This window comes from Legionella lytica (assembly GCF_023921225.1).
Taxonomy (GTDB): Bacteria; Pseudomonadota; Gammaproteobacteria; order Legionellales; family Legionellaceae; genus Legionella; species Legionella lytica.
Genome location: NZ_CP071527.1, coordinates 2,681,896 through 2,703,680 on the forward strand (window position 1 = coordinate 2,681,896; position 21,785 = coordinate 2,703,680).

Below are 21,785 nucleotides of genomic sequence, written 5' to 3' on the forward strand. Positions count from 1 at the left end.
GTGTTTTCATTTATTGTTAGCGGTATTATCGTTTTAGGCAAAATCTTATTAGGTTTGGCACTTACAGGCATTGCTGTGGCAATCATAGCTCTGATAGCGAGTATTATTTTTTCTAACCAGTTACCTCCCCGCCAAAAAATTCAGCTCACCGATGGACGTGTCATGGAAGGCCCCGATAAAGTACTCGGCAAAGGGGCATTTGGAGCAGTACATCAATATCAGCTCGAAAATAAACCCGTAGCAGTTAAAATGCCTCAAGATCCTGAATATGATACGCAACAACAACATGAGCTTGCCCTATTAAAAAAAGCAACCCCTCATCCTCAAATCATCAGATTAATAGGTGAAGCCCAAGTAAATAATACAACGTGGATCGTTACAGAACTCATGCGAGGTTCACTTCGTGATTTATTAGATAAGCTCCCCAATTTATCCTGGAAAACTAAATTATCCATCGCGATTCAAATTGTAAAAGGAGTAGTACATTTGCATAACATATCGCATGGTATATTTGCACGAGAGGTGATTGTTCATCAAGATTTAAAACCAGAGAATATCCTGGTTGATCGAATTGAAGATACACCTGAGATTAAAACCAAAATTAGTGATTTTGGTATTGCTAAAGAAGTTAAGGCACTAACTATTCCGATTCTAGGCACAACCATTGCCTCAGGCATAGTGCGAGGAACAGAAGGCGGAACCCCAAACTATGCGGCCCCAGAAACGGTAAACGCATTAATAAAGGGTAAAGGAAGCGCAGACACCAAATGTGATATTTTTAGTCTAGGTATTATCTTATGGGAGCTGGCCACTGGACGCTCCCCTCGAAGAACGGAAGAAGAGATTATAGAAGGTAGATTTGATAAATTTACGAAAGAAGAACAAAAACATCGTCGACCCGGTACTCAAAAATCCTTCCTTGGTTCTGTTAAAAGAACAACTGAGCCCACTTATCCTAAATGCGGCTTTTTTGGCCCAGTCATTAAATCATGTATTGATCCAAAACCAGAAAAACGCAAAACAGCACAAGAATTACTACAGAAGTTGGAACAAGTATCAATTTAAAATGGCTGGTTAATGTAGATAACGTATCCCGTATTAACGCAGTAATATGGGATACGTCAGGGGTTCACTAACCCGCAGTAACCATCCCTCGTAAACGTGAATTTCGCGCTAAATCACCTTGCGCTCGTTGTGCTAAGGAGCGATTTGCATAAGGTCCAACGACAACACGGTACCAAATCCCTTTCGAGGCATGATTAATTGGAATCACACTCACATTAAACCCTTTAAGTGTTAAGATTCCTTTCATCTGCTCCGCATCACGGCGGGCCTTGAACGCTGCAACCTGCACTGAAAAAGAACCCCGGCTAACCGCGGGTGTGATAGGCCGTACCTCAGCAACCTGAACTTTAGCTACCGCAGGGGCAGACTTGGGTGCTGATGCTGATGCTGTTACTGTAGTGGCAGCTACCGCGGTTTGTGCTGTTGTGGCGGTAACATTAGGCGCAGCTGCAGTAGGTGTTGCTGCGACAGTCGTCGTGGCCGCAGGTCGAGCTGCATTGTTTGCGGCTTGTTGCGAACTAGGAGTTTTTTCATTGGTCAATAACGTATAAAACTCAAACTTCGGCTTAGGAGGAATCGCAGCCTGACGCTCAGGTTGAGGCTTTGGCGCTTCTTTGCGGGCCTCATGATGAGCCAAAACCTGGGAATTAACCCAATGACTAATTGCGTCAACATCAAAAACAGTCGCAGTAAAGTAACCTAGCAAAAAACACACTGCCATTACTAAAATCTGTTGCGGCGCACTAGTGTGCGCCCGTCCAGACCGCTTAGTTTTATATTCTCTTCCCATTACATACTCTCAGGAGCGGACACGCCCAATAAATCCAGACCATTGTTTAATACCTGACGTACAGCCTCTAACAAACATAAACGCGCATAACGTAATTGCTCATGTTCGCATAAAAGTTGTACCGCATTATAATAGCTATGTAATCCATTAGCCAATTCACGTAAGTAGTAAGCGATTTGATGAGGTTCACATTGTATAGCGGCCTGTTCCACAACCTCAGTATAACGGCCAATTAATGCAATTAATGCAACCTCGTGAGGCTGATCTAATAAATTAATATGCTCAAGCCCAACGGCTTTATCCCAAGATAAGCCACGTTCGTTTAATTGTCTTAGTACCGAGCAAATACGTGCATGAGCGTACTGAATGTAGTAGACCGGATTATCACTGGACTCTGATTTTGCTAAATCCAAATCAAAATCCATATGTTGCTCTGATTTTCTCGCTACATAAAAGAAACGCGCAGCATCATTACCCACTTCATCACGCAGCTCCCGTAAGGTAACAAAAGAACCGCTACGAGTAGACATTTGAACCCGATCACCGCCTCGATAAAGAATCGCGAACTGCACCAATAATACAGTCAATGCATTCTCATCATGGCCCAGAGCTTTCACTGCAGAACGTAAACGCGTTACATAACCGTGATGATCGGCGCCAAAAATGTTGATTACCCGATCATAACCACGATCATATTTGTTCCAATGATAAGCTACATCCGAAGCAAAATAAGTTTTTTGTCCATTAGCGCGCACAAGCACTCGGTCTTTTTCATCACCAAAATCAGTAGCCTTAAACCATAAAGCCCCTTCCTGTTCATAGGTATGTCCAGCATCTTTAAGTGCTTGAATGCCCTTTTCTATAGAACCATCTTCAAATAAAGACTGTTCTGAAAACCAATTGGTGTAGTGCACGCCAAATTCCGTCAAATCATCTTTAATATCATCTAAAACTGTATTCAATGCATGCTGATGAAACAGCGTAAAGGCATCTTTTCCTATTAATGATGCGGCACGTGCGATCATTGCATCAATATAAATTTCTTTATCGCCACCTTGCGGTTCATCTGCTGGCATGCCTTCAAGCACCTCAGCCCAAGGGCGTACAAATTCCTTACCATGCTCTGACCATAGGATTTCGGCGATTTCAATAACGTACTCACCTTTATAAGCATTCGCAGGGAAAACAACTGGCTCAGCAGCTAACTCCAAGTATCTTAACCAGACGCTAGCGGCCAAAATATTCATTTGCCGTCCTGCATCATTAACGTAATACTCTGCGTTAACATCATAGCCAGCAGCGCTTAAAACATTACATAAGGTCGCACCAAAAGCAGCGCTACGTCCATGGCCAACATGTAAGGGGCCAGTAGGGTTTGCAGAAACAAATTCGACCAAAACTTTTTGATTTTGGCCAATAGTGCTACGTCCAAACCCATCAGTCTTCGTTAAAACATCAGTAATAATTTGTGAACGCGCATCATTACGAATAAAGAAATTAATAAAGCCGGCACCGGCAATTTCTACCTTTTCTATAGACGCATCTTCAGGTAAGGCTTGAACTAAAAGCTCTGCAATGTTACGAGGAGCCTGGCGGCAGGGTTTAGCTAATATCAATGCCAAATTACTGGCATAGTCACCATGAGCTGAATCCTTAGAACGATCCACTTTAATATCTACGTTCAATTCAGCAGGGACTTCTCCTGATTGTTGCAAAGCGGCTAAAGCCTGTCTTAAAAGATGCTCTACGGTTTGTTTCATGCGACTTATTTTCCATCAAAAAAATGATGGCTATTATGCTCTTTTTCGTGCCAGATGAAAAGGTTTTAAGTAAATGCCCTTTGGGTATCGACGGTTCTATTATTAGCATCAAAAACCAAAAAAAAATCGATTTGATACAAATAAAAGCAAAGATACTGATAAATGACGTATAATTTTAATAAAACTAGCTTTTCAGAAAATTATGTTTGAACGTTTTAAAAAATGAATATCCGACTGGCAAAAACATAGCGAATTTGTAGGACTTACTTATGATAAATAATACCAGTATTAATTAAAACAACAGAATGCTTGGGCATTGTAAAACCACTTTATGCATAATAAAGGGGCTGGGTTGTGCTTTAATAAACCAACCAGATCAATAAGCACCAAAAAGACAGGCAACTGTCATAAACTGAAATTTCAGGTTAAACTGCACGCTAAAAATTTTTATCATTAATAAATATTGTGCTATCCAACTCTTGTGACTCATTGACTGGTGTCGGCCCTGCGCTAGCAGCCAAATTGACGAAATGCGGCATTCATACCGTACAGGATTTACTTTTCCATTTGCCCTATAAATATCAAGATCGCACCCGTATTACCCCTATTCAAGATTTACGGCCTAATGATTGGGCAGTTATTGCTGGGCGAGTGTGTAAAACAGAAGTGAAATCGGGTAAGCGCTCGATGTTACATTGCTACGTGGATGATCAATCAGGGATAATAAAGCTGCAATTCTTTCATTTTAACAAACAACAAATCGCAGGCCTAAACAATAGCACTATGGTTCATGCTTTTGGGGAAGTGCGTGAATTCAATGGGCAATTAACAATGACCCACCCAGAATATCAATTATTGGATGAAAATGAAGAATGCACTGTCAACGAAACCTTAACCCCCATTTATCCTTCAACTCAAGGCTTAAGCCAAGCCCGAATTAGACAAATAGTGCTTATTGCTCTGAACCAATGTGCCCAGGAACTACAACAATTAGAATGGATGGATGAGGCCTTATTGCAGACACATCATTTTTATCCCTTAGCGGAAGCAATTAAGTTATTACATAATCCGCCCCCGGATATTTCAGTTCTATCCCTTGAAGAAGGAAAACACCCTGCCCTAAAACGCTTAGTCTTTGATGAATTGCTGGCTCAGCGTCTTAGTATGCAATTTGCTCGCGAGTCACGTAAAGCTTTACGTGCACTCCCTTTACCAGTGGATAATGCCTTAAACCAACGTTTTATTGATTCATTACCGTTTCCTCTCACTCAAGCACAACAACGTGTTGTGCAGGAAATCAGTCAAGACTTAGCCCAAAAAAAACCCATGTTACGTTTAGTACAAGGAGACGTCGGCGCAGGAAAAACTATTGTAGCCGCACTGGCAGCATTGCAAGCCGTAGCGAATGGCCAACAAGTTGCCTTTATGGCTCCTACTGATTTATTAAGCGAGCAGCATGCAAATAATCTAATTAAATGGCTTGAGCCTTTAGGCATAACGATTTACAGGCTAAGTGGCAAAATGAAAATAGGTGAACGCCGCAAATCATTTGCCGCCTTAGCTGATGGCAGTTGCCAACTGATTATTGGTACTCATGCTCTATTTCAAGAAGAGGTCACTTTTGCACGCCTAGGCCTAGTTATTATTGACGAGCAACATCGATTTGGTGTGGAACAACGATTGTCCTTACAACAAAAAGGACAGCGGGATCAATTTATTCCGCATCAATTATTAATGACCGCAACACCAATTCCTCGAACCTTGTCCATGACTCATTTTGCTCATTTAGATAGTTCAATTATTGATGAATTACCGCCAGGACGCATTCCGGTTGCTACTGCAGTCTTAAGTCAAAATAAACGTGAAACAATTGTTGAGCGTTTACAAATTGCCATCGCCGATGGGCGCCAGGTGTATTGGGTATGTACTCTCATTGAAGAATCAGAGAAACTTCAATGCATGGCAGCGACTGAAACGGCCGAAAACCTGCAGGCTCAACTTCCCAATGCGCGAATTGGCTTGGTGCATGGACGAATGAAATCGATTGAAAAAGAAGCAACCATGGCGGCATTTAAATCTGGTGAAATTAATTTATTGGTTGCAACCACCGTCATTGAAGTAGGCGTTGATGTGCCCAATGCCAGCTTAATGATTATTGAAAATGCTGAGCGCTTAGGCTTATCTCAATTACATCAACTACGCGGACGCGTTGGTAGAGGTATCGCTCAATCACATTGTATTTTACTGTATCAATCGCCCCTATCCCCTCAAGGAGCAGAACGTTTAAAAATCATGCGCGCTACCAATGATGGATTTATTATTGCTGAAAAGGATATGGAGTTACGCGGCGCAGGAGAAGTCTTAGGTACCCGACAAACTGGATATCGCCAGTTTAAAATTGCCGATCTCAATCGTGATCGAGAATTATTAGCTCTTTTACCACCCATTGCTAAAAATCTAGTACGAAATGCACCAGCCACCGCCAAAATGATTACCCAACGTTGGTTAGGTAATTTCGAACAATTTTTGCAAGGCTAATGAATAGATATAGCCTGGTTAGCACTTAACAAACAGACGAATTCGCTATGCTCATCACTCCCCGATTTCGCTGCACTGCATCCAGGCTGCATTCAAAAATATTTTAAAAATATACCAAGTCAAGACTGTTTTTTATTTTTTTCTTTGTTAATATACCCAACCCTGATTTCCATACTTAGCAAATCCTTCTGTGGATATCTCTTCTACGCACAGCGAATATTAAAAAGACATTTTTTATTTTAAATACTAACAACCTTTATTTTACTAGGCTATAACCCCTTTTTTTGTCATAAAACCTTAAAATACTTATCCACAGTTTCTGTGGATAAGTCTGTGTATAGGATGTAAAACAACATGTATAGAACCATGGTTTTTAAATTTTAATATAAAATAATTGCTAACCATGTTTAAATAACTGCAGACAAAAAAACAGACCCATCTATGACACAACAAGACAGATACTGGCAAGCTAAAAAAGTTACCATTATAGGCGGCATTTCTAATGCACTATTAGGTGTGCTTAAATTAACCGGTGGTACTTTATTCCATTCTCATGCACTGATTGCAGACGGATTGCATTCCTTTGCTGATCTCATTACCGATGGAATGGTATTATTAGCTTCCAAATACGGCAGCCTAGACGCGGACGACACCCATCCTTACGGCCACCAGCGTATTGAAACAGCAGCAACATTCTTATTATCTTTATTGCTTATTCTCGCGGGAATTGGCATTGCCTGGGATTCTGTATACGAACTCATGCATGCAAGCTACACAATGCCACAATGGCTCTCCTTACCCGTAATATGTATCTCTATTCTGGCAAATGAAGCCTTATTTCATTACACCTTACTTATAGGCAAACGCATTAGCTCTAAATTAATCATTGCCAATGCCTGGCATCATCGCACCGATTCAGCCTCCTCTTTAGTCGTACTAATTGGACTAATAGGTAGCTTAGCTGGATACACTTATCTCGATACGATTGCTGCCATTGTTGTAGCACTAATGATAGCCAAAATGGGCTGGGATTATGGTTGGCACAGCATTAAAGAGCTGGTCGATACCGCGGTAGGTCCTGGACTCTTGGCTCAAATTGAACACGTAATTCAAAATGTACCTGGCGTAGAAAAAATCCACCAATTACGTAGTCGTTTTATGGGCGAAAATGTACTTATCGATGTACATATTTTAGTTTCTCCCAAAATATCAGTGTCCGAAGGGCATTACATCGCACAGCATGTGCATCACGCACTAATTAACCAAATTGATAGTGTTAGCGATGTGATTGTGCATGTTGACCCTGAGGATGACGAAGTTTCAAGCCCATCCCTACACTTACCAAGTCGCAAAGTAATCTATGAGCAATTACTCACTGAAGTACATCTTAATTTCCCCCATATACTCTTTTGGAATTTGCATTATCTGGATGGAAAAATCAGCATTGACATTGTTTGTAAAGAACACTTTACGCAATGGAACGAACTGCACGAAGAAGTAATCTTAGCTCTGAAACTACAATCAGATATTAAAGAGATTCGGCTGTTTAGTTTGCATGACGTCATGCACCAGAAATAAATTGATTAAGTTTTTCTCTCAAATTACTGCAGAATAAAAAGCAAGCCCAATCATCCCTCGAGCCAATTCAATGTACAGTTGGTGTGAGCGTAGTATTCTGCCCTAGCTATATTTACGTGACCTCCAGCCTTTTTTTAGGTAAAATATGCCCCCAAAACTTTACGATTTCCAAGATAGGCATGATTCATGTTCTCTGCTACCAGTTTAAAAATAATCTTTGCATGTTCCATTTTCGTCGTGATTTTGCTGGCTGGCTGGTACCCCTTTAAAAAACGCATTAAAGACGATAAGCATATTGATTTTCCTGTTGGAGAAACTCTAGCAACGGGAGTATTTTTAGGCGCAGCCTTATTGCATATGTTGCCTGAAGCGAACTCCATGTTTAACACCATGGGTTATAACTATCCTTTTGCTTTCATTATTACCGGAGCCGTCTTTCTAGTTTTCTTATGGTTTGAACATTTAGGTAAAGAGCTCTACCATCACCACAATGCAGAACATCCCGCCTTTGCCTTATTAGCTTGGGGAATGCTCTCCGTTCACTCCATTATGCTTGGTGCTGCTTTGGGTTTAGCTCATTATAACTCGGTAATCATTATGCTGTTTTTGGCAATTATCACCCACAAATGGGCTGAGAGTTTTGCTATTGCAGTGCAACTGAATAAAAGTTCAATGACGATGAATCAAAACCTACTCTTTTTCATTCTGTTTAGTTTTATGACCCCTTTAGGAATTTATTTTGGCTGGTATTTTGGTCATGGGGTAGAAACAAATTCCATTTTTGATCCGATTTTAATGGCAGCTTCAGCAGGAACCTTCCTTTATTTAGGTACCCTACATGGTTTAGAGCGCTGTGTTATGGTGGAGCGTTGTTGCAATCTGAGGGACTTTAGTTTTGTAATTATTGGTTTCTCATTAATGGCTACGGTAGCTATTTATGTCTAAGTTTTTATGGCAACAACCGATAATCCTTGCCTCAGGTTCCAATATACGCAGCAAATTGTTGCAATCGCTAGGTATTGAGTTTACGGTTATCCCCTCTCATTGCGATGAAGAAGCACTTAAAGAATCTTTCGATAGCCCCAACACACTCGAATTAGGTTATTTACTTGCGGCTCACAAGGCACTGGATGTAAGCCTGCATTATCCAGAACATTTTATTATTGCCGCCGATCAGTTATGTGTACTCGGTGAAACCTTGCTCAATAAACCACTGAATCATCAAACAGCAATTGAACAACTAAGTCTCTTAAGCGGCCAAACTCATCAACAAATTTCTTGTCTTTGTATTGCAAAAAATAACCAAATAGTTTGGCAACACCACGAAGTAGCTGATTTAACCGTGCACCAATTAAACAAGCAAACCATCGAGGCATACCTCGCGAGCGAAAAACCTTATCATAGTTGTGGCTCGTATCACTATGAAACTCAAGGTAAATGGTTATTTCAAGAGGTAAAAGGAAATGAGGACACTATTCTTGGACTTCCTTTATTTCCATTAGCACAAGCTTTAAGAAAATTAGGTGCTGTACGTTTGTAACGCTGTCATTGCGAACGTTTACGCATGTTTTTAGGCTGGAAGCTGTTTCATTCCGACCAAAATAGTAGAACTACAAATAACAAAAACAATAATCGGGAAACAACATGCAAATAACTAAAATACATGCCCGTGAAATCTTAGATTCACGAGGTAATCCTACAGTTGAAGCAGACGTTATTTTAAATAATGGGCTCATGGGAAGAGCAAGTGTGCCTTCTGGAGCCTCAACCGGGAGCCGCGAAGCCTGCGAATTGCGCGATAATGATTCCAAACGTTATGGTGGCAAAGGAGTACAACAAGCGGTTACTTCCGTAAACAGCGAAATTAATCACGCGTTAAAAAATAGTTCTGTCGAAGATCAAGAAGCTTTAGATCTCGCTTTATGCCAATTAGATGGCACTGAAAATAAATCACGTTTAGGCGCCAATGCACTCCTAGCCGTTTCCCTTGCCGCAGCCAGAGCTCGAGCAAGTACGCTTAACCAACCTTTATACGTCGCGTTAAATCAAGGCGAAATGATGAGTATGCCCGTGCCCATGATGAATGTGCTAAATGGCGGTGCACATGCTGATAATAACGTGGATATTCAAGAGTTTATGATCATGCCGGTGGGCGCTTCTGATTTTCCAACAGCCTTACGGATGGGCACAGAGATTTTTCATGTGCTGAAATCGGTATTAAAAAAACAAGGTTTAAATACTGCTGTAGGTGATGAAGGTGGTTTTGCTCCAAACATAAAGTCAAATCGCCAAGCTTTAGATCTGCTTAGCGAAGCGATTAGTAAGTCCGGCTTTAAATTGGGCGACGAAATAGTACTTGCCCTTGATGTTGCTGCCTCTGAGCTTTATAAACAAGGCAACTATCATATGGCCTCAGAGAATCAACAATTTAGCTCAGAACAATTAGTTAGCTATTATGCCGATCTAGTTTCCAACTACCCAATTGTCAGTATTGAAGATGGTCTGGATGAGAAAGATTGGACCGGCTGGAAGGAATTAACGCGCCAACTTGGTGGAAAAATCCAATTAGTTGGTGATGATGTATTCGTTACTAACCCTAAAATTCTACGCGAAGGAATTGAGCAAGGTATTGCCAATGCAATTCTTATTAAAGTAAATCAAATAGGTACCCTGAGTGAAACTAGACAAACCATTCAATTAGCCCATGCAAATGGCTATCGTTGTGTAATGTCGCATCGTTCTGGAGAAACAGAAGATACGTTTATCGCAGATTTAGCTGTTGCAACCGGTTGCGGCCAAATTAAGACAGGCTCTTTGTGCCGTACTGACCGAATTGCCAAATACAATCAATTACTGCGGATAAATGAAATTTCTTCCCTGCCTTATCTAGGAAAAGCCGTACTAAAAAGATAATTCCGCGACAAAAAATCTACTCGTAACCCGTATTAGACGAAATCGTAATACGGGTGTTGAGGTAAAAACACCATATTGCTACAAAAATACAAGCATTAACTCTCTTTATTTATTAATTTCCAATCAAAATAAAAGAAATACAATCAAACAAAAGAACGAAAAGAAAGCTAAATGACGAAATTAAAATCAAAATAACCTGAAAAATCACGCCCATTGTTCTATACTCCATATCATAGTCTCTATAATCTTGTAGCGATGGTTGTTTGATGAAAGAAGTTGCTGTAGAAAACTATATCCCTATCGAAGCACGTAAACAACATATTGTTAAATATCCAGTTTTTTGTTTGCTGCCCCCAGAGTCAATCCATCAACTCGCCCTATTAGTAGAGGAAGTTTACGTGCAACCTAATGAAGTTATTGTCAACGAAGGAGATTATTTTGATGGCTTCTTTCTCATTGTTTCAGGAACAGCATCTGTATCCAAATCATTAAGAAGAATCAGAAAAACCAATCCCCGACATATCATCACCTTAGGTCCTAATAACGCAATTGGTCTAAATGATTCTGGATTTCATTCCCCACAGGGAATGAGGATGGCATCAGTTATCGCAAAAACAGATATGGTTTTATTACGCGTTGACATACTTAGTTTTTATAACTTTTTAAAGGCTCATCAAACCCTCTATCCTTCACTCCAAAAAGTTAGTGAACGATTTGTCTTCATGAATCTAGTGCGACATGCACTAAGTAATTTACCAACAGAAAAGATTAAAGAACTGATAGAGAAAACTCAAACTCATATAAATCCAGTAGCTAATGAGAACACTCAGCAAAATCAAAATGTTGTTTTTCTACAGGAACAAAATAAACCTAATATTTCTCGTCTTGAGCAGGTGCTTTTTAAACAAATTAATGCTAAAAATACATTAGAAAATATATTAAATAGTGGATTAATAGAATTAAATAATGATGAAATTTATGTAATCATGGTAAAACTGCACCATTTGGGATTTAGGGATTTTGATTTAATTGCAAGTTCAGTTGAACCGCCCTCAACCCCGATTTTGAAAAAATTTATCAAAAAGATAACACATTTTTGGAAAGGATAATCCATTTGTGAAAGCGAACACATGTCGAGTTTTTCTCTTAACTCTTATTTCTTGTTTGACACTTGCGAGTTGTAAACACGACAAGCAGGTTTCATTGCCTGGCTATGTTCAAGGAAAGTTTACTTATATTTCTGCTTATTATGCCGGGGAGCTAAGACAACTCAATGTAACCGCTGGGGATACGGTTAAACAAGGACAACTGCTATTCACCTTAGAGCCCTCCCCCGAAAATACAGAACTACTCGCTGCCAATGCACGTGTACAACAAGCTCGCGATGAGCAAAAGAAACATGAATCAAACTACTCTTTGCAACAAAAGAACCACGAACGAAATCTATTTTTATTCAAAAAAGAGGTAATTTCCAAAGAAGAGTTGGAAAAAAGCAGTGATGACTTAACTACAGCAATTGCCAATAAAAAAGCAGCTGAAGCCAATCTATTAGAAGTACAAGCCCAACAAAGCCAGGCACAATGGTCATCAAAACAAAAAGCCGTCACCGCACCAGTTAATGCACTAGTATTTCAAACCTATTTCTCCGAACATGAGCAAGTACCAGCCAATAAGCCCGTACTGTCATTACTGACCTCCGGCTCATCAAAAGTAATTTTTTATGTTCCTGAACCATTACTCAGTATCATCAAGCTAAACCAGCAGGTCCATGTTGCTCGCGATGGGCAATCCGAAACCATCAAAGCAAAAATCACCTACATATCTCCAAAGGAAGAATACACCCCACCGGTGATTTTTAGTGATGCAGAGCGAACTAAACTAGTATTCCGAGTTGAAGCCCTTCCACTTACAGAAAATAAGGTGGCGATCCATCCTGGCCAACCAGTTACTGTATTTTTGGATAACAATAACTAAATATGGACGAAAATAATTTAATTATTGATGTTAAAAACTTAGGGAAAAATTTTGAGCATAGGCCTGCTGTTGTTAATGTAAGCCTACAAGTCAGACCTGGAGAAATCTACGGCTTTCTAGGACCCAATGGTTCCGGAAAAACAACTACCATTCGTATGTTATGCGGCCTTTTAACTCCCGATCACGGCTCAGGAACATGCCTTGGCTATGATATATTGACTCAATCCAAAACAATTCGCCGACATGTGGGATATATTCCTCAGCATTTCAGCTTATATAAGCAACTTACGGTTTACGAAAATGTCTTATTTATGGCGGAGCTCTATGGAGTTTTTAATCGTAAGCGCGCCACTCAACAAATAATGGCCCATCTCGGGCTTAGCTCAAGGAAAGATCAATTAGCAGGAGGGCTCTCCGGTGGCTGGAAACAACGCCTCGCACTTGCTTGCGCGTTAATACACCAACCCTTTTTATTGCTCTTGGATGAACCGACAGCAAGTGTGGATGCCGAATCGCGCATGGATTTTTGGGAAATCATGCGTGATTTGTCTTCAGAAGGAATGACCATATTGCTCAGTTCTCACAATATGGATGAAATTGAACGTTGCCATCGTATTTCTTACATTTCCGAGGGAAATTTACTACTCAGTGGAAAAATTAACGAAATCATTCGTGACATCAACCTAACCACATGGAAAGTACAAGGAAAGAATCTTCTGTTACTAGCCAAACAGCTCGAAGTGCTTCCAGAAATAGAGCAAGTAATTACCTTACTGGATACGCTCCACATCAGCGGGAAAAATAAGGAAGCCTTAAATAAAGCTATTCAGCCTTTTTTAGCAAACCCAAACTTCACCTGGCAAATGATTCAGCCTTCGTTGGATGACGTATTTGTCTGGATGACAAAACATCAAGTAGGGAAATCCTAAGCTATGGACTTTACAAATTATCGCTCTCTACGGCTATGGGGCATGTTCAAAAAAGAGTTCAGGGTAATATTGCGTGATTACCGCACCTATATCTTCGTGCTGATTACTCCCTTTTTACAGGCCGTATTGTTTGGCCTAATTATTGATCATGATGCGCGGCATATTCCGACTATTGTGGTTGCCAAAGATCAATCCCCAATAACCGACAGTCTGATTCAATCATTTCGCAATACCAGTTATTTTAAGATTCAAAACGTCATTCAGGACGAAGCTGAAGCGGATAAATTATTAAAACAAGGGGTTGTTCGTTTTGTCATTCACATTCCTCAAGACTTTACTCGTGATCTGATTCGCAATGATTCACCTCATATTCTTTTAGAAGGAGATGCCAGCGATCCAACTGTGATTAATAATGCCTTTCATGCTTCCGCATCGATCGTTAAAAACACCTTAAAAGAAATTGCCCAGGGGCCTTTAAAATATCTTGAGCCACAAGAACCTGCTTTTGTTATCGATACCCATGCCAAATATAATCCCGCAGTTAAAGCTCAATACCATACCCTCCCGGGCTTATTAGCAACCATATTAACTATATCTCTGGCTTTAGTAATGGCGATATCCATTACCGGGGAATACGAAAGTGGTACTATGGAAATGTTATTGATCACCCCTATTTATCCGCTCGAGGTCATCATCGGTAAGTTATTACCTAATATTCTTTTAGGCTATATTCTATTTTTTTCTATATTGTTTGTTTCGATTTTTCTATTTAAAGTTCCTTTTTACGGCAGCATCCTTTTGCTTACTCTGGCCGCATTTCCTTTTATTATTGCGAACCTATCCTTTGGAATTGCCACCTCCTGTATTGCCAAAACCCAATTCCAAGCATCACAAATCGCCGGAAGTTATACGCTCCCTGCAGTTTTATTTTCAGGCTTTTTATTTCCCACTGCTTCCATGCCCACCTGGGCACAATGGCTTAGTAATTTATTTCCTGGGGATGTCATGTTAAAGAATTCCAGTTTTATGGATATTTTACCGAATATCTGGCCAATTATTGTATTTGCGATTGTGCTGATTTTTATTAGTTATAAGTTTTATCGAAAGACGTTGGATTGAAGACTGTCACCGAAGCCTGATTCATGTACCGTTCCCATATTACGCTGCACTAATACGGGCTACGTGGTAATATTCAAGACTTCTTACTATGCTGCAACCATTGATTCACTGCAAATAAGTCATTAGCACTTAACGTACCAGCCTCTTTTTTCAAGCGTAATAAGTTAATAATATAATCATAACGAGCAGACTCATATTGCATTTGTGCATCCAGTAATTGCGTTTGTTGGGCTAATACGTCAGTCAAACTTCCCGCCCCAGAAACATAACGTTGCCTTAAACCATCCAATGAGCTTTGCGCCGATTGAATTGCATCACTCGCGTAGCGAATTTTCTTAATATTTGCTGAAACATTCCGATAGCTTTTACGCGTCTCATAAGTTACCTCTCTGACAGAATGTTCTAACTTCTGCTGAGCAATGCGAAAGTTATATTTCGCTTTGCGTGTAGAAGCAACGACTAATCCCCCTGAATAAATGGGAACATTTACATTAAGAAACGCGCCCGCGTTACGCACCCTGCTTGACCCAGCTGCAACAATCAAACTACCTTCCGCATAGTGAAATGCATTATCATCATACAATAATTTGGCATTAACCGTAGGTAAATGCTCTCCATAATTGGCTTTTATTTTTTCCCGGGATGATTGTAACTTCAATTGATTTGCCTTAACCGTCCAATTTCCGACAAGTGCTTTACGCACCCATTTATCTATACTGGCAGGCTGTGGCGAGAGCAAAGGTATTCTCTTATGTAAATCAGCTAAAGAAGGATATTCAAAAGAGGTAAGCTGAGTTAAATATTCCCTATCTGAGGCTAATTGAGCCTCTGCTGAGATAAGATCAGATTCTGCAGCACTGCAGGAAGACTTCGCCACATAGACATAACTTCTGGTAGTTTTTCCTACCTTAAGTTTTTGCTCCACATCATACAATTGCCGCATTAATGCTTTTTGATGAGCCTTAAGATAGGACACTCTTTTTTCGCTGCGCAATACATTAAAATAAGCGTCAGTAACCCGTAACATTAAATCTTGCAATTCAGAATTCAAGCGTGCTACAGCTTCGCGAGCTGCTATTTTAGAAGTTTTGTATCGAGAAAAAGCACCAAAATTAAAGATTGGCTGCGTTATACTAAGCCGCATTTCGTAACTACGTAAGGTATTACGTGGGGGTTGGATTTCAGGCACTATCGCGCCATAGCTGTATTGTTTATCTCCAGAAGGCTGAAATTCAAGATTAGCATGGAGTAATAGATCCGCTCTGCTAATAGCAATATCTTCTTTATTAGATAAAGTCCTGAGAATAGCCTCTTGATATATATTATCATGGGTCAACGCCTGCTGAAACACGCTCATTAAATCAGCAGCATCACAATGAAGAGACAGCAATAAGCTGGCGGTTAATACTATTTTCTTTTTCACGTCACCTTAGTCCCTGGTTTTTATAAAAAAGTAATGTTTGCGTATCGGCACATTATCCTGAATAATTTAGGACAAAGGTACTCTTGAATGTGACACTTACCTCATCCAAGAGCCCTCCCAACAGTCGGAACAACCTACATTGTTTCTAAATTAATCTTTGTTGTAAGGTAAATACTCTGGCACTGTTTTAGGATAACATCCTTTTATCTGGCGGTAGTAATCCAATATCTGTGGAAAATCAGTACTTATATCACCAGTGGGCCAGAATGCTTCGCGAATGCGAATCTCTTTCGATGCATAGTCAAGAGCAACCATAGCTAAGGGAAGCTTTGCTTTGCAAGCAATATGGTAAAAACCCTCTTTCCATCGAGTTACCGGTCCACGAGTACCTTCAGGAGTAATCGCGAGTCGAAATTCATCTTGGGAATGAAATAAATCCACCACTTTATCAACCGCATTATTCTTTTTAGAGCGATCAACAGGGGCTCCGCCTAATATTCTTAAAATAAGGCCCAAAGGAAAAAAGAAGAGCTGGCTTTTTGCCAAAAAATTAATTTTTGTGCCAAGTGAGAAACGGGCAAATAACCCAACCATAAAATCCCAATTACTGGTATGCGGAGCAACCACAACCAGATATTTTTTATCTTTAGGTAACTCACCAACAACCTTCCAGCCAAATAATTTTAAAATGAAGTGTCCAAATTTTTGCATAACTTAAAATCTATAAGTATTTGTACTCTAATTATATACTTTTTACAGGTCATTTTGATACCTCTTTATCTTTTATTCACAATCAAGTCAAACCTAATACCAAAAATGTACTAAAATTATACATATATAAGCGTTGCTTAGGAGCAGATCATGAAAACACACGATCCAGCACTGTACTTTTCCAACCCTCGTTTGCTGGGCGCAGTATACTTTGGATTATTATCCGTAGTAGGAACTATTTTAATTGATGCATTTCTATCTCTCATTGGAATTGAAGACTACGTGCCGCTCTTTGAAGCAATTATAGTGGGGATGATCGTTGCATCAGCAACAGGCGCCCTGTTTGGTAAACAAATCATTCACTGTCCTAAACCTTACATGGCCAGAACCTTTGTTATCGGTTTTTTAATGGTTATCGTATCGCTACCTTTTTTTGCACTAGGTCTGCTGTTCTTTATGGACAAAGGCAGTACTGCCTTATTTTCAGTCAGTAGCTTTAAAAATTTAACCTATTCCTATCTTGTCATTCTCGGATACAGCTATATACTCTTCGGCTTCTTACTTGCTATTGCAGCAGGAGGCGCCGCTATGTATTTACGTGGGTGGCTGGTATACGATATCTTACATACTGATAAAAGAAAAAGCATGCGTCTACCACGTTTTGTATCCGCCCAAGCACGGACTAAAACCTTGCATAAAGCACATGTGACGCATCATAAAAAAATATAAAACCAGGGGCTGTTTACATTTTGCCAGCTAGAAGAAAAATAGCCCCTAAATATGGGGTGTGGCTCATTGATGCACGTTTTAAACAATAAAGAACAACTGTTTGCTTTATTAGCCGAGGGCGCAACGGTTATAACGCCCAACAACAGGCTTAGTGATGCCATAACCCAGCAGTATTTTCATACGCAAAACAGCAACACGGTGGACAAACCAATCTGTCTGCCCTATGGTGTTGCCTTGGTAAAAGCCTATGCACAGCTTAATTTTACCGCGCCCCTAGAGACATACCCTACTCTATTAAACAGCAATCAATGCCTTTATCTCTGGCGTAAATTAATCAAATCACGTGCAGATATTACCTACAGCGAAGGATTATTGCAGGCCGTAATCAGCGCTTGGGAGCGTTGCGAACTCTGGCAAATCGCATCAGATGATCCGAGTTTTCAGTACACACCACAAACACGCCAATTTCAACAATGGTGGCAATCATTTAATAAAGAATTGAATAAAAAAAATTTAATCGCCGAATGCCAACTTATTCCTTATCTAATTGATGCACACAGCCCTTTATTATCAGGACCTGTGGTTTGGGCTTGCTTTGATGATTTCACTCCACAACAAAGCCAGCTGCAGCAGCACCTAGAACACCAAGGATTTCCCCAGTACCAATATGATTTACCCACCCGAGTATCTAATGTCAAAGTGCTCGCAGCGAACGATGAAAAGGAAGAGTACCAGCAATTAATCAGCTGGTTACACCTAAAAATCCAAGAAGGAAGTCAGCGCATTGGTGTGGTGATTCCAGATTTACAACAAAAGTCATCGGCAATACGCCGACTCTTAGCGCAGCATTTTGATCCTGCCGTATTTAATGTATCCTTAGGCCAAGCGCTAAATGAGTTTCCTCTAGTTGCTCATGCTTTATGCTGGTTAAATCTCGATGCTCAATACGTAAGTGCTCACCAAGCTGCATTGCTGCTGCAATCCCCATACCTTGGTAGCGCAAAGGAAGAATTCCTTGCTCGCGCAGAATATCTACAAAATAGTGTTCTGTTGGAAGATCAAAATATTCCATTCGCCCAGTTTATTAAGGAACTTCAAACCTATACCCCGAAACTCGCCGCCCTAATTGGCCAAATAAGAGCCTACCCTAAAGAAGCCTCTTTGCATGATTGGATACAACTTTTTCAAGAACGCTTAAACATACTGGCGTTTCCTGGTGATTATGGGTTAAATTCAGCAAATTATCAGTGCTTTTCACGCTTTGCTCTTCTTTTTGATGAATTAAGACAGTTAAGCCTACTCTGCCCCCATGTAACAAAGACTGAAGCCTTAGAAATGTTAGGGCAGTTGGTAGAAAACACTATTTTCCAAGCCCAAAAAACTGATTCAATCATCCAAATCTCAGGTTTATTAGAAGCCTCAGGGTGTGAATTTGACCACTTGTGGATGACTGGCTTAACTGATCAATGCCTGCCGCAAAAAGTAAGTTTATCGGCGTTTATTCCCCCACAATTGCAACGTGAACGGCATATGCCCCATAGCCTTCCGGCACGTGAATTACAATTTGCCAAACAAACGCTAAACCGCTTACAACAAAGTGCCAACTCCGTAGTATTCAGTTATGCCGACTTACAAGGTGATACACCTAATTTACCCTGCTCTTTAATTACCGAGCATCCTGCATTTATTCGCTTAGAGCAAGAGGCCCATCCCCAGCAGGAAACACAGTTAATAAATATTGAAGAACATTATCTATTACCCATTAAAGCCGAAGAACAAATTTCTGGGGGTACCGCCCTACTAGCTAATCAGGCTAAATGTCCTTTTAAATCCTTTGCTGAGCATCGATTACGTGCCAAAGAATCATCACAAACCCATGACGGTCTTGATGCAAAAACCAGAGGACAAATAATTCATAAGGTCATGGAATTATTATGGCAAAAATTACAAAGCCAAGAGGCTTTATTTACCTTAGATTCAGCCAGCTTAGAACACCATATTGATACCGCAATTCATAGCGCTTTAGAACCATTAAGCCAACTGCACCCTGAAACATTTCCAGAATTAGTACGAACTGTTGAGTATACCCGTCTTAAACGATTAGCACTAAGTTATCTAGAGTGGGAAAAGCAACGTAGTCCATTTACTATCTCAGCCTTAGAGCAGTCATTCACCATTAATTTGGCCGGCCTAGACTTCAATGTTCGTGTTGACCGACTTGATGAGGTTGCTGATAAAAAATGGGTAATTGATTATAAAAGCAGCCTACCCAGCAGCAGACCATGGTATGAAGACCGCCCGAAAGAACCACAATTATTACTGTATGCATTACTCGATAAAGAAATTAATGCCTTGCTCTTAATGCAAATAAAAGCGGGGAAAATTGTTTGTAGTGGTTTTAGTGAAGAAAAACAATCGGTTAGCGGTATCAGTTCATTAAAAAAAGAAGAAACCTGGGACGATTGCCGCGCTCATTGGCACAATCAATTAACTCATTTAGCACAAGAGTTTCAGGAAGGTCATTGCGCCCCCCAGCCCGCTCAGCTAACAATTTGCCAACAATGCTCTTTTCAAAACTTATGCCGATTTCAGGCTAATCCGGCATAAGTTCAAAAAGCAACCATTTACTTTGGTTTTTTCTCTCTTTGTGTTATAAAATCACTCGAGATCTTCTATCTACTCGCTGTAGTAATTTTACACAAAAAATTCTTATTAATTTTTAAAGAGAGCGATTATGCCCTTATATTATACAGACGCTAAAACCCGCATTAATGGTTACCATGACCAATTAGAAGTAGTAAAAAACACACTTAGCCAGCTCATCAGCGATGAGGAAGTTGCTGGTAAAATACAAAAACACATCAATGTAATACAAAACTACTACAATACTTCTTTGCGTAACGCAAAAAATGAAAAAACACAAAATGCAATTATCACCAGTTATGAAAACTACATTAATTTATTAAATCAAAGCCATCAATTTGCCCACGTAGAACCCGTAGGCCCCGATAAATTAGAAGAGTTTTTTAAAACCTCAAATGAAGCGATAGGTCGTGAATACGATGCGCGAAGAATTAATGCCTTTTTCCATAACTGTTATAAAGTATGTGAACTGACCTTTTGGGCTTCTGCAGCCATTACCCTTTACGCCTCTATTTTTCTTGTTGCCTTGCCTATGTTGATTGTACAACCCACTTTAGGCCTTGCTGTATCAATCGCCGTCGGTGGATTATTTTTGAAAACAACAGGCAACTGCCTCGAGTGTTTCAATGAATTTAAAGGCACTGCACGACACAGTACGGAATATGATTCAGAAAGAGCATTGCTTTCATTTTTCCAACCTGGAGATCTTGAGCCTGTAGAGCTACATAACAACACCCATGTCGTAGAGCAACCTGTTCTTATTTAATGTATCTCTTGTAGCCATTAGAGCATTTTAATGGCTACACTAGCTAATTCTCACTCCAAGTAGCCTCTCGACATTGCGAAATTTAACTAGATGTTTAATAATGATAAAATCGCGTAAACTAAGGAGTGAACATGCCACTCAAATTAACAAGAACAAAAATCATTTACAGTGGCCTAATTGCTTGTCTACTAAGTAGTTGTGCACATCCTCCTTATAATAATTTTAAACCCCGCAATTTTGTTGCCCGTGGTGCAGTAATTGGTGCTACGATGGGTACAGCGATCGGGGCCGCCACTACCGGAACCATTCCAGGGGCACTGGCAGGTACTGCTGTAGGGGGTACGGTAGGAGCCATATTAGGCTCAGGCACTAACCCCAGACACCGTATTATCAGGAACCTAAGCAAATGTGATATTCAATTTGTGCAATACGGCGATACCATGACCTTGATTATCCCCACCGATAAGTATTTCATGTTTGAAAGTCCTCGCCTCAATGAAGTACGTTATGTTGGCCTTAACCATATTATTGACCTATTGAGACTCTACCCTGATAACCCGGTTTATGTTGCAGGATTTACAGATAATGTTGGAACCGAATACCGTAAAAAACGCTTATCTCAAGCCCAAGCAGAAAGTATGATGACCTTCTTATGGGCCAATGGCGTTCAGGCAACTCGCCTAAAACCAGAAGGCTATGGCGATAAGAACTCTGTAGGTGATAATGCATTTATCCATGGTAGTGCATTTAATCGACGCATTGAAATTCAATGGTTTATTGGTAGAACACCGCAAAAATGCTGTGTTATGAGACCAAATAAAGTAAATTTCGCGATGAAATAGAAAAG

The 21,785-nt window shown here is 40.2% G+C and carries 18 protein-coding genes; 14 read left to right on the forward strand and 4 right to left on the reverse strand.

Features of this window, described 5'->3' with window-relative positions:
* Positions 1–1,065 (forward strand): protein kinase domain-containing protein, encoded by a 1,065-nt coding sequence (locus tag J2N86_RS11820; RefSeq protein WP_252579667.1) that lies wholly within the window; start codon positions 1–3, stop codon positions 1,063–1,065.
* 67 nt (positions 1,066–1,132) lie between these two features.
* Here the strand turns inward: J2N86_RS11820 and J2N86_RS11825 are convergent, their stop codons facing one another.
* Entirely contained in the window at positions 1,133–1,855 is a 723-nt protein-coding gene (locus J2N86_RS11825; protein WP_252579668.1) for an SPOR domain-containing protein, read from the reverse strand.
* Entirely contained in the window at positions 1,855–3,615 is a 1,761-nt protein-coding gene (gene argS / locus J2N86_RS11830) for an arginine--tRNA ligase (RefSeq protein ID WP_252579669.1), read from the reverse strand. Before argS ends, J2N86_RS11825 begins: the two co-directional genes overlap by 1 nt.
* 465 nt (positions 3,616–4,080) lie before the next feature.
* On the opposite strand from argS, the gene recG reads away from it, so the two are divergent.
* From recG to J2N86_RS11875, 9 genes are all read left to right on the forward strand, one after another.
* Complete coding sequence (gene recG, locus J2N86_RS11835) at positions 4,081–6,153, forward strand: ATP-dependent DNA helicase RecG (RefSeq protein WP_252579670.1); 2,073 nt, start codon at positions 4,081–4,083, stop codon at positions 6,151–6,153.
* Between the two features lie 441 nt (positions 6,154–6,594).
* Positions 6,595–7,731 carry a cation diffusion facilitator family transporter gene (locus J2N86_RS11840; RefSeq protein ID WP_252579671.1) on the forward strand — a complete coding sequence of 379 codons (1,137 nt, stop codon included), beginning with the start codon at positions 6,595–6,597 and terminating at the stop codon, positions 7,729–7,731.
* Positions 7,732–7,917: 186 nt separating this feature from the next.
* Entirely contained in the window at positions 7,918–8,676 is a 759-nt protein-coding gene (locus J2N86_RS11845; protein ID WP_252579672.1) for a ZIP family metal transporter, read from the forward strand.
* A complete protein-coding gene (locus J2N86_RS11850; RefSeq protein ID WP_252579673.1) occupies positions 8,669–9,271 on the forward strand; it encodes a Maf family protein in 603 nt (200 codons plus the stop codon). The genes J2N86_RS11845 and J2N86_RS11850 overlap by 8 nt, the downstream gene beginning before the upstream one ends.
* Positions 9,272–9,375: 104 nt before the next feature.
* Positions 9,376–10,644, forward strand: coding sequence for a phosphopyruvate hydratase (eno, locus tag J2N86_RS11855; RefSeq protein ID WP_252579674.1), 1,269 nt, complete (start codon positions 9,376–9,378; stop codon positions 10,642–10,644).
* Positions 10,645–10,910: 266 nt separating this feature from the next.
* Entirely contained in the window at positions 10,911–11,753 is an 843-nt protein-coding gene (locus tag J2N86_RS11860) for a cyclic nucleotide-binding domain-containing protein (protein ID WP_252579675.1), read from the forward strand.
* A 7-nt stretch (positions 11,754–11,760) separates the two neighbouring features.
* Positions 11,761–12,618: an HlyD family secretion protein gene (locus J2N86_RS11865; RefSeq protein WP_252579676.1), complete on the forward strand. Its 858-nt coding sequence runs from the start codon at positions 11,761–11,763 to the stop codon at positions 12,616–12,618.
* 2 nt (positions 12,619–12,620) lie between these two features.
* Positions 12,621–13,547, forward strand: a complete 927-nt coding sequence (locus J2N86_RS11870; protein ID WP_252579677.1) for an ABC transporter ATP-binding protein — start codon at positions 12,621–12,623, stop codon at positions 13,545–13,547.
* Positions 13,548–13,550: 3 nt separating this feature from the next.
* Positions 13,551–14,666, forward strand: coding sequence for an ABC transporter permease (locus J2N86_RS11875; RefSeq protein WP_252579678.1), 1,116 nt, complete (start codon positions 13,551–13,553; stop codon positions 14,664–14,666).
* A 73-nt stretch (positions 14,667–14,739) separates the two neighbouring features.
* On the opposite strand, the gene J2N86_RS11880 is transcribed toward J2N86_RS11875, so the two are convergent.
* Positions 14,740–16,089: a TolC family outer membrane protein gene (locus J2N86_RS11880; protein ID WP_252579679.1), complete on the reverse strand. Its 1,350-nt coding sequence runs from the start codon at positions 16,087–16,089 to the stop codon at positions 14,740–14,742.
* A gap of 150 nt (positions 16,090–16,239) precedes the next feature.
* Positions 16,240–16,800 (reverse strand): lysophospholipid acyltransferase family protein, encoded by a 561-nt coding sequence (locus J2N86_RS11885; RefSeq protein ID WP_252579680.1) that lies wholly within the window; start codon positions 16,798–16,800, stop codon positions 16,240–16,242.
* A gap of 150 nt (positions 16,801–16,950) precedes the next feature.
* Here J2N86_RS11885 and J2N86_RS11890 point away from each other — a divergent pair, with 150 nt between their 5' ends.
* The 4 genes from J2N86_RS11890 to cmpA all read left to right on the forward strand — a co-directional run bounded on the left by J2N86_RS11890 (position 16,951) and on the right by cmpA (position 21,780).
* Complete coding sequence (locus J2N86_RS11890) at positions 16,951–17,529, forward strand: hypothetical protein (RefSeq protein ID WP_252579681.1); 579 nt, start codon at positions 16,951–16,953, stop codon at positions 17,527–17,529.
* Positions 17,530–17,598: 69 nt separating this feature from the next.
* On the forward strand, positions 17,599–20,136 hold the full coding sequence (locus tag J2N86_RS11895) for a PD-(D/E)XK nuclease family protein (protein WP_252579682.1): 2,538 nt from the start codon (positions 17,599–17,601) through the stop codon (positions 20,134–20,136).
* Between the two features lie 127 nt (positions 20,137–20,263).
* Entirely contained in the window at positions 20,264–20,938 is a 675-nt protein-coding gene (locus J2N86_RS11900; RefSeq protein WP_252579683.1) for a DUF5638 domain-containing protein, read from the forward strand.
* Between the two features lie 131 nt (positions 20,939–21,069).
* Entirely contained in the window at positions 21,070–21,780 is a 711-nt protein-coding gene (cmpA, locus tag J2N86_RS11905; RefSeq protein ID WP_252579684.1) for a C-OmpA-like family protein CmpA, read from the forward strand.
* Positions 21,781–21,785 lie beyond the last annotated feature (5 nt).